Genomic DNA, 10,248 nt, shown 5'->3' with positions numbered 1-10,248 from the left:
CCTGATTGCCAGCCCTGCGGGCTCGATCCTGAAATCCACATGAAATGACGAAGAACCAAATACCAGTCACTGTTGATGGCGTGGATGCGATGTGTTCGAAAGTGTGGAGCTTCCTTCGGGTCATCTTTTCGTTGCTTGGGTGGATTGTTCATAGTCTTACCAGGGTATAAACCGCAATAAAAGAACGTTGAAAAAATCATGGGGAGATTCCCCCCCCATGATGGAGTTTTGGTTAACTATCAGTGTCGTGATTAATGTCGCCTGTGGGAGTGGAGTTACTGGCACTTCTGCCATGCAACAACGCATAGAGCACAGGGAGTACAAACAACGTCAACAGGGTGGACGAGATAATCCCGCCGATCACCACGGTCGCCAGAGGACGCTGGACTTCGGCGCCGGTGCCGGTATTGAGGGCCATGGGCACAAAGCCGAGACTAGCGACCAAAGCGGTCATCAATACCGGCCGTAAGCGGATCAGGGCGCCTTCGACAATGGCCTTCATCAGGTCACCCTGCTCGTGCCACAGATCGCGGATAAAGGCGATCATCACCAAGCCGTTTAACACCGCCACCCCGGAGAGGGCGATAAAGCCAACACCCGCCGAGATCGACAGGGGCATGTCTCGCAGCCACAGGGACAGAACCCCGCCGGTGAGGGCCAGTGGCACGCCGGTGAAGATGATCAAGGCATCCTTGAGGGAGCCGAAGGCCATCACCAAGAGTGCGAGGATGATGGCGAGGGTCACGGGCACCACGATGGCAAGCCGCTGACTGGCGGACTGCAGTTGCTCGAAGGTCCCGCCGTAATCCAGCCAGTATCCGGGAGGTAGGTCCACGTCGTCCGCAATGCGCGCCTGTGCTTCCTCGACAAATCCGCCCAGGTCGCGGTCCCGCACGTTGGCGGTGACCACCACCCGACGCTTGCCGTTTTCCCGGCTGATCTGGTTGGGCGCCGGAGCCAGCTCCAGCTCGGCCACTTCCGACAGGGGCACATAGCCGCCGTCCGGCAGGGGGACTGGCAGGTCCGCGAGGCTGTCCACATCCCGGCGGATGTCTTCGGGCAGACGCACCACCAACTGGAAGCGGCGGTCGCCTTCGTAAATCAGGCCGGCGTTTTCGCCCCCGACACCGGCTGCCACCAGATCCTGGAGATCATCCACTGTCAGCCCGTAGCGGGATAGCGCCATGCGCTTGGGGTGTACCGACAGCATGGGCAGGCCGGTCACCTGTTCGACCCGGGTATCGGCAGCGCCCTCCATGGATTCCACAACCTCAAGGACGTCGTTGGCCGATGTCAGCAACTGATCCAGGTCATCGCCGAACACTTTGATACCGAGGTCGGCGCGCACGCCGGAGATCAATTCGTTGAAGCGCATCTCAATGGGCTGGGTGAACTCATACTTGTTGCCGGGAAGCATTTCCACCGCTTCTGCCATTTCCGCCACCAGTTCATCCTTGGTTTTGTCTGGATCTGGCCATTGGCTGCGGGGCTTCAAGATAACGAAGTTGTCCGCCACGCTGGGGGGCATGGGGTCGGTGGCCACTTCCGGCGTGCCGATCTTGGCGAACACCTTGTCCACCTCCCCAAAGGCCTTCAGCCGTTCTTCCAGCTGCGATTGCATCTCGATGGACTGCTCCAACCCGGTGCCCGGGATGCGCAGGGCATGGAGAGCAATATCCCCTTCATCCAGTTGCGGAATAAACTCCGAACCCAAAGTGGTCGCTAGCCAGATGCAGACCCCCACCAGCGCGGTCGCGCCGCCCAACACCAGCCAGCGGAACCTCATAGCCAACAGCAGCGCGGGCCTGTAGAGCGATTTGGCGCCGCTGATTACCGGGCTTTCCTTTTCGCTGATCTTGCCGCCCATGAAGACCGCCACAGCGGCGGGCACCACGGTGAGTGATAACACCATGGCCGACAGCAGGGCCATCACCACGGTGGCCGCCATGGGGTGGAACATCTTGCCCTCGACCCCAGTGAGGGCAAAGATCGGCAGGTACACCACGGTAATAATGGCGACACCGAACAGGCTGGGGCGAATGACCTCGTTGGTGGCCTCGAACACCAGTTGCAGTCGCTCCTTGAGGGCTAGTTGACCATTGTGCTGGGCCTGGGACAGGCGCCGGATACAGTTCTCGACGATGATGACCGCGCCGTCGACGATCAGGCCGAAGTCCAGCGCCCCCAGGCTCATCAAGTTGGCGGACACGCCAGACCGCACCATGCCGGTGATGGTGGCGAGCATCGAAAGCGGAATGACTGCTGCCGTGATCAAGGCGGCGCGCAGGTTGCCCAGCAACAGAAACAGCACCACGATGACCAGCAGGGCCCCTTCAAGCAGGTTTTTCTCCACCGTGGCGATGGCCTTGTCCACCAGCGCCGTGCGGTCGTATACCGCCTCCACCTTGACGCCGTCGGGCAGCGAGGGCTGAATGGCGTCCAGTTTCTCGGCCACCGCCTGTGCTACCGCCCGGGAGTTTTCCCCCACCAGCATCATGGCGGTGCCCATCACCGTTTCCCTGCCGTCGCGTGTGGCGGCTCCGGTGCGCAGCTCCTTGCCAATGGCCACATCAGCTACATCGGCTACCCGGACTGGCGCACCATTCCGGTTGGCAATCACCACCTTTTCAATATCGCCAATGGTGGCCAGCTGCCCGGGCGAGCGCACCAATAGCTGTTGACCGTTGCGTTCGATATAGCCGGCGCCGCGATTGGTGTTATTGGCCCGCAGGGCGCTGACCAGTTCATCCACCGTGATGCCGAACTCCAGTAGCCGTTGGGGCGACGGCGTAACGTGGTACTGCTTGTCGTAGCCGCCAATGGTGTTGACCTCGATCACGCCGGGCACCTGGGCCAACTGGGGTTTGATAATCCAGTCCTGGATCTCCCGCAGTGCCGTAGCGTCCAGCGGACTGCCATCCGCTTGAGTGGCGCCGGGCAGGGCTTCTACGGTATACATGAAGATCTCGCCAAGACCGGTGGCGATGGGACCCATCTCCGGCTCCAGCCCGGGTGGCAGCGCGCTCTTGATGGCGCCCAATCGCTCATTGATCAGATTGCGGGCGAAATAGATGTCCGTGCCTTCCTCGAACACCACCGTGACTTGGGACAGGCCGTAGCGGGACAGGGAGCGGGTGTAGGACAGATTGGGCAGGCCGTACAAAGCCGTTTCCACCGGGAAGGTGATGCGCTGCTCAGCCTCCAACGGGGAGTAGCCCGGTGCCTCCGTATTGATCTGCACCTGGACATTGGTGATATCCGGCACCGCGTCGATGGGTAGGCGCTGGAAACTCCACACGCCCACACCGACCAGCACCAGAATAAGGGATAACATTAAAAACCGCCGCTCTACCGAGAAGCGTAAGATGGCATTGATCATCATAGCCTCCTGGTTAGTGGTCGTGGGATGCGCCGGATTTTTCGATATCGGCCTTGATCAAATAACTGTTTTCCACCACATAGCGATCTCCTGCCTGTAGGCCGCCCAGCACCTCAGTCAGGTTGCCATCGCTGCGGCCCAGCTCCAGTGGGCGGATTTCGTAGGTGTCATCCACCTGAATAAACACCACGGTCCAGTCCCGGAAGGATTGTAGGGCGCGGTTGTCTACTGCGAGGGGGGCGTCCACCGTTTCCACTACGATATCCCCGGTCACCAGCAACCCGGGGGTCAACAGGCCCTCGTCATTGTCGACCTCGACCCGGGCCAGAGTGTAGGGCGCGTTACGGGGTGCCGGCAGCAGATGGCGGATGGTGCCTTCCCGGTCAATGCCGTCAGCCCTCAGCCGGACTTTCTGGCCGACGGCCACCTCGGCCCGCTGGCCAGGGAAGACCTTGAGTTCTGCCCACAGAGTGGTCAAATCGGCAATGGCGAACAGGGATTGCTCCCCGGCCATTTCCCCGTTGCTGATCCGACGCTCAATGACGATTCCGTCGATGGGCGCTCGCAGTGGGTAAGTCCGTAGGCTTTCGTTGGATTCCACCTGGGCCAGCACGTCGCCACGCTCGACCCGATCGCCCAAATTGACCTTCACCTGGCTGACCACGCCCGGGAAACGGGCGCGGATCCGGGCAATCTGCTGCGGTGCCGTGGTCAGGCTGCCGTAGGTGTTCAGGCTGCGTTCGATAATACCCGGGCCGGCTGCGGCCGTTGTAATACCCGCCTTTTGGGCGATATCAGGGGCGATCCGGGTGCGACCTTCATGGGATTCCCAGTGCCAACGGTAGTGCTTGCCGCCCATGGCGAGGGTCACTTCCACGTCGAAGGAGTGGGGTTCGGCCACCACGCCATCGCCAAGCCAGTACACCCCCTGGTAGGCGAAGTCGAAAGTGTCCACTTGCCCGCCCAGACGAGTGAGGTTAGCGCCAAGATCAATGTCGTCCGTCACTGCGCGGCCATCCCTGGTGACCCAGGCCCGGTACTCCGGGGGAACCCCTTGCTCGAATATCTGCAGTTCGACGGTGGCGTCGTCCTGTCGCAGTAGTATGCCGCCGTGAGGCCCTTTAGCCTGGGCTTGCGATTCGCCCTGCTGTTCCTCGGCGGCTTGTAAGGGGGTGATGGCAAAACAGCTGGCCACCAGAATCAGACAGAGTTGTTTTATCAGTTGCATGGTTTGAATCCTGAATTCGGGGGTTAGCGCGTCGGGGCGCCCGGGACAGTGACGAGCGGCTGCGCTGTGAGTTGTTCGATCAACGCCTGATTGAGCAGCGCTGTGGTGGCAGCGTCGACCAGTGTCTCCCGTGCTGAGAGCAGCTCCCGCTGGGCGGCGGTCCATTCCACATAGCTGTAGCGGCCGCGTTCGTAGGCCTCGCGGGTCTGAGTTAGTGCCTCGGTCAGGTCGGGAAGCATTTGGCTGCGAATCTGCTCAACAGTGTCGATGCTTTGTTGCCGCAAGTGGTAGGCGTCGAACAGGCGCGAATGGAGGCGGAGCAGAGTGTCCTCCCGGCGAAATCGGACCTCATCCCGGGCTGCCAGGGCCGCCTGCACCTCGCCGCGATTGCGCCGTCCGGAAAAGAGCGGCACCGAGAGCCCAGCGGTCAAGGCGGTATCATCCGTCTCCTCGAAACGCCGGATGCCCACTTGCCAACGGATGTCGCTCTCGGACTGGTTGCGCGCAAGCTGAATCTCCGCTTCACGGATACGCTGTTCGCTCGCGTAGATTTGAATGGCCGGGCTGTCGCTGACCCGCTGGTACAGGGCATCGAAGTCGTCGGAGGATCCGAACTGGAACAGATCGCCTTCCAGAATCTGAAAGTCCAGGCTGGTATCACCCCACAAGGAAGCCAGAGCTATTTTCCGGCTCGCGTATGCGGCTCGCAGACGGGACTGCTGAATACGACTCCGGGTGAGCGCGGCCCTGGCGCGCAAGACCTCGGCCTGGGGCGCTGCGCCGCGGTTGGCGCGACGTGCGACGATCTCGTGGGTGGCCTCGGCCAGCGACACGGCTTCAGCGGTGAGTTCAAGTTTTTCCTGCAGGGCCAGGGTGGCGACAAAGCGCTGGGTTACCTGTCCGAGCACATCCAACGTTTCGGCCCGGCGCTCGGCCTCGACCCGCCCGAATCGTGAGTCAACCACGCTGACGCGGGCCTGACGCTTGCCGCCGAGTTCGAGGACCGATGACAAGGACAGGGTGTACTCCGCCCCGTCGATCCCTCGCAGATTGTCGCTGCCGAGGAAGTTTTCCACTTCTAGGCCGGCTTCCAGGGCAGGATTTTGATTTGCCGTAAGGCGGCGTCCCTCAAGGCCCTGGACGCGAAAATCGAAGACCTGGAGGATGGGGTTTTGCGCCATGGCCCGTGAGAGGGCCTCAGAGAGAGTTAGCGGTTTTTCACCGGCGTTTGCCACGGCGGCACTGAGAGCCAGCGTTAGAAGCCAAAAGGCATGGATAATAGAGTGACACGGCTTTGCGCGCCGCCCGTTTTTTACGGGCATTCTGAAAAGCATGAGACTGCTCCTACGAAAGTCTAAATGACAATTGTTCCCCGGGTGGGGAAGGTGTTCGCAGGATCAGATAATAGGAGGGCGAAAAGGGGAGGATTGAAATCCGGTGGTGAAGTTGACTTGGTAGTCGGACCGTACTATTCCCTCGGCCAGCCCGAAAATGTTGGCGAGAGTTCCCAGCAACACCGTGTGGAAGCAGCTATGGCTGTGATGGCAATGGTCCGCTGAATGATTGGGGCTATCGGGAGACGACTTGGTTGCCTGATTTTCGCTGAAAAAATCCGCTGATTCGTGTGAATGCTCATCATGATGTGGCATTGCAGGGTTGTGCGGCTGTGCCTCATAGACAATAGACGCTACTGATTGCAAAGCAATCAAAAGCGTTATTACCACTATGAAACAGCGTTTAAGCATGAAATCGTCCCGAACATTTGAGCCCGAGCTTACCAAAGTAGCAATCATCTTAATAGGTTTAAGCACTGACAGGGACAATTTTCTGGCATCGCTGGTAGGCTCCCCAAAAATTTCCCCACAGTTTCCTGGTTTCGCGACCAAACACGTGTCATCCCAGTAGTTGGGGCGATCTATTGTCAGGCCTTTCCCTCATCTGTTAACTGTCTCAAGCCCCTCGTGGAGGGAACCGATCAGCGGGCAGGTGACATTGTCGTTCTGCGTACAACATTCCTCGACGAGTTGGTCGAGCACGCCTTCAATTTGCTGAAGGCTGCGGATCTTGTCTCGCACGTTGTCCAGCTTGCGTTCACCCAGTGCTTTGGCCTCGTCGCAGTGGGTGCCATCTTCGAGTTTCAGCAGTTCTCCGATTTCCTCCAGGCTGAATCCCAGCCATCGCGCCCTGCGGATGAATCGAAGCCGGGTCAGCGCCACGTCGTCGTAGCGGCGAATCCCGCCTAAGGGCTTCTCTGGCTCCGTCATCAGCCCCAGCCGCTGGTAGTAGCGAATGGTTTCGACGTTTATCGCTGCGGCCTCGGCCAGACTGCCGATGGTCATTGATGTGTTTTGAGAACCGGACACGATGCTTGACTCCGTAGTCGACTACGGAGATAAGCTTGCCATAGTGGTGAATGAAAATACAGGAGGCTTGCCCATGCCCGAATCCAAAACGGGAGGTGGTTCGTTGCTTGCCGGGGGTATTGCCGCCCTGCTGGCCTCTGCCTGTTGCCTTGGGCCGCTGGTGTTGGTGGCGCTGGGTTTTTCCGGCGCCTGGATCGGCAATTTGACCGCCCTGGAACCCTATCGCCCCTGGTTTCTTGGCGCCGCCTTGGTGGCCATGGTGTTGGCCTGGCGCCAGCTATACCGGCCGGCCAGAGCTTGTGAATCCGGCGATGTCTGCGCCGAACCCAGGGTGCGTGGTGCTTACAAAGTCGCCTTCTGGTTGGTGGCGTTGTTGATTGCCGTCGCCGCGGTATTTCCCTATGTCATACCCCTGTTTTATTGAGAGGCCAGAAATGAAAAAGTTCTTGCTTGTAAGTTCACTGTTTGCCCTGTTCAGTCTGCCCCTCTGGGGTGCTGAGCAGACCGTCACACTGGATGTGCCCGGTATGACCTGCGCCGTCTGTCCGATCACCGTCAAGACCGCACTCAACCGGGTTGAAGGTGTCAGGGACGTCAATATCAGCTTCGAGCGGCGCGAAGCCAGGGTCACCTTCGAGGACACGCAAACCTCTGTCGCAGCATTAACGGAAGCCACGGCCAACGCCGGTTATCCGTCTACCCTCAAGCAGGGCGCGACGGACCAGGAGTAATTGAACATCTGGGCGACCTTCAGACAAGGAGCTCTCATGAGTGAAGCGCAAGCGATACACATTGCTGTCATTGGTACCGGCGGTGCCGCCATGGCCGCGGCACTGAAAGCGGCGGAACGCGGCGCCCGGGTAACCGTGATCGAGCGAGCGACCATCGGTGGCACCTGCGTGAATACCGGATGCGTACCGTCGAAGACCATGATCCGAGCGGCGCATATCGCTCACCTTCGGCGCAGTAGCCCCTTTGACGATGGACTCGGCGCCCGGGCACCGCTCGTAGATCGCGCCAGACTGCTGGAACAACAACGGGGCCTGGTAGAAGCACTGCGCGAGGCTAAATATGCCCGTATTCTACATGACAACCCGGCCATTACCCTGATCCAGGGAACAGCGCAATTCGTGACGGCCAATGCGCTCGACGTCACTACCCCGGAGGGCGGAGTGCGGCGAATCGAATTTGATCGGGCATTTATCGGCACGGGTGCGCGGCCGGCGATCCCACCCATTCCGGGGTTGGCTGACATGCCGTACCTGACTTCCACCTCCGCCTTGTCGCTTCCCTTTATCCCTAAACGCTTGTTGGTGATCGGGGGATCATCGGTGGCATTGGAGCTTGCCCAGGCCTTTGCGAGGCTGGGCAGCCAGGTAACGCTCCTGGCGCGCAGCCGACTGCTTTCCCGAGACGATCCGGCAGTTGGCGATGCCATTTGGAAGGCCGTTGAGCGGGAAGGCATTCGGGTATTGCTGCAGACTCAGGCCAGCCGGGTCGATTACGCCGATGGCGAGTTCGTACTGAACACCAAAGTTGGGGAATTGCGCGCAGAGCAGTTGTTGATCGCCACCGGGCGCACACCCAATACCGAACAGCTGAACCTGGAACAGATCGGCGTAAAGACAGTGCGTGGCGCGATTCAGGTGGATGAGCGCATGCAAACGAACGTGCCGGGTATCTATTCGGCCGGCGATTGCACCGACCAGCCGCAGTTCGTCTATGTGGCCGCCGCCGGAGGCAGCCGGGCCGGGGTCAACATGACCGGTGGCGAGGCCATGCTCGATCTCAGTGCCATGCCGGCGGTGATTTTTACCGATCCGCAGGTGGCGACCGTTGGTCTGACTGAGGAGCTGGCGACCACGCAGGGCTTGCGGGTCGATACTCGCGCGCTCAGTTTGAACAGCGTGCCGCGCGCCTTGGTGAATTTCGACACCCATGGCTTTATCAAAATGGTGGCCGAACAGGATTCAGGTCGTCTGCTGGGAGTGCAGGCAGTTGCCGCTGAGGCTGGAGAACTAATCCAGACGGTAGTGATGGCGATGCGGGCCAATATGACCGTGCAGGAAATGGCTGACGAACTTTTCCCCTACCTGACTATGGTGGAAGGGCTCAAGCTCTGCGCCCAGACCTTTACCCGAGATGTGGCTCAATTGTCCTGTTGCGCCGGGTAGGGCTGCGTTCCCGGCTCAGTCGGCATACCTGATCAGGCGCGGCAGCCAGCGCAGATACGCCACCATGCCGAATAACTCGACCAAGGATTGGAACACAATGACAACGACGGCGGCACGCCAGGGCTCTGGCAGTGACAGCGCCAGCGGCAGCATGACGAAGGAATTGCGGGTACCAAAGCTGAAGGTGAGGGTGCGGCCGATAGTGGGCGAGAACCCGAGCAGCTCACTGAGTCCCTTGCCGATAATGGCGGCGGCAGCCAGATAAAGTACAAAGACCACGAGCGCTGACCACAGAAGTGCGCCATTGTCGATCACCAGGCTGACTTGGGAGCCGGCAATCAGAAACACCACCAGGGCCAGCAGTGGCACGGGCAGCCACCCGAGCCAGTCCACCAGTGTTTGTACTCGCGGATGCTTCTCCGTTAACCGTTCGGTTAACCAAGCCAGGATCAGCGGGGTGACAATCAATCCGAAGAATGCTGGTAGCAAGTGGCTGCCAACCGCCAGCTCAATGGCGATATTGCCCATAAAAAGCCACATATAAACGGGCAGCAAAATGAGCTGCACAATCAGTAGGATCGGTGCGGCCGCGATGGCCCGGGCCCCGTCCCCGCCGCCAAGATGGGTAAAACTGATAAACCAGTCCGTACAGGGTACCAGCAGTACCAGCAGCACGCCGAGCCGAATAGCGGGATCATCCGGTAACAGGCACAACAGAAGACCAACGACCACCGGTACCAGAATAAAATTGCCCGTCAGCAAAGCGGCTAGGAAGCGGCGATCACGAAACGCTGCCCTGAGATGTATCAGTGGCACCTGGGTAAAGGTGGTATACAGGAGAACGCCCAGAGCTGGCCACAGCAATAGTTCCCAATGACGAGTCTGCTCTGGTGACATCCGGCCGGTGGCTATGCCGGCCAAGATGGCAACCAGATAAAGCCAGACCTGATATCGCTCCAGTTGTTCGCGCATTCAAGTCTTTTCCTGCTGTTTTTCGAGGGCACTATAATATCACTGGTGCGCAATGAGCTCCCGGGACACGCCCTAACAGGCTGTTGAAAAACCCTGCTTCAGGGCAAGGTATTTGAGATAATGCCGGCGGCA

The 10,248-nt window shown here is 59.8% G+C and carries 9 protein-coding genes; 3 read left to right on the top strand and 6 right to left on the bottom strand.

Annotated elements, in window-relative coordinates; all coding sequences use genetic code 11:
• From ACYVGS_RS09835 to merR, 5 genes are all read right to left on the bottom strand, one after another.
• On the bottom strand, positions 1–200 hold a 200-nt coding region (locus ACYVGS_RS09835; protein ID WP_460588512.1), incomplete at its 3' end, for a hypothetical protein.
• A gap of 32 nt (positions 201–232) precedes the next feature.
• Positions 233–3,379, bottom strand: coding sequence for an efflux RND transporter permease subunit (locus tag ACYVGS_RS09830; protein ID WP_460588511.1), 3,147 nt, complete (start codon positions 3,377–3,379; stop codon positions 233–235).
• A 13-nt stretch (positions 3,380–3,392) separates the two neighbouring features.
• The gene (locus ACYVGS_RS09825; protein ID WP_460588510.1) at positions 3,393–4,607 is read right to left on the bottom strand and encodes an efflux RND transporter periplasmic adaptor subunit; all 1,215 of its coding nucleotides are present in this window, start codon (positions 4,605–4,607) and stop codon (positions 3,393–3,395) included.
• A 23-nt stretch (positions 4,608–4,630) separates the two neighbouring features.
• Complete coding sequence (locus ACYVGS_RS09820; RefSeq protein WP_460588509.1) at positions 4,631–5,941, bottom strand: TolC family protein; 1,311 nt, start codon at positions 5,939–5,941, stop codon at positions 4,631–4,633.
• 600 nt (positions 5,942–6,541) lie between these two features.
• Entirely contained in the window at positions 6,542–6,970 is a 429-nt protein-coding gene (gene merR, locus ACYVGS_RS09815; protein WP_460588508.1) for an Hg(II)-responsive transcriptional regulator, read from the bottom strand.
• Between the two features lie 73 nt (positions 6,971–7,043).
• Between merR and merT the strand changes: the two genes are divergently transcribed.
• The 3 genes from merT to merA are packed head-to-tail and all read left to right on the top strand — an operon-like array spanning position 7,044 to position 9,144.
• The gene (gene merT / locus ACYVGS_RS09810; protein WP_460588507.1) at positions 7,044–7,394 is read left to right on the top strand and encodes a mercuric ion transporter MerT; all 351 of its coding nucleotides are present in this window, start codon (positions 7,044–7,046) and stop codon (positions 7,392–7,394) included.
• A 22-nt stretch (positions 7,395–7,416) separates the two neighbouring features.
• Positions 7,417–7,701, top strand: coding sequence for a mercury resistance system periplasmic binding protein MerP (gene merP / locus ACYVGS_RS09805; protein WP_460588506.1), 285 nt, complete (start codon positions 7,417–7,419; stop codon positions 7,699–7,701).
• Between the two features lie 36 nt (positions 7,702–7,737).
• Positions 7,738–9,144 (top strand): NAD(P)/FAD-dependent oxidoreductase, encoded by a 1,407-nt coding sequence (merA, locus tag ACYVGS_RS09800; RefSeq protein WP_460588505.1) that lies wholly within the window; start codon positions 7,738–7,740, stop codon positions 9,142–9,144.
• A gap of 15 nt (positions 9,145–9,159) precedes the next feature.
• Here the strand turns inward: merA and ACYVGS_RS09795 are convergent, their stop codons facing one another.
• Positions 9,160–10,116 carry an arsenic resistance protein gene (locus ACYVGS_RS09795; RefSeq protein WP_460588504.1) on the bottom strand — a complete coding sequence of 319 codons (957 nt, stop codon included), beginning with the start codon at positions 10,114–10,116 and terminating at the stop codon, positions 9,160–9,162.
• Positions 10,117–10,248: the final 132 nt, after the last annotated feature.

The sequence above is a fragment of the Haliea atlantica genome, assembly GCF_054779855.1.
Note: the sequence above shows the minus strand (reverse complement) of the source record. Positions and strands in the feature narration are given on the sequence as shown.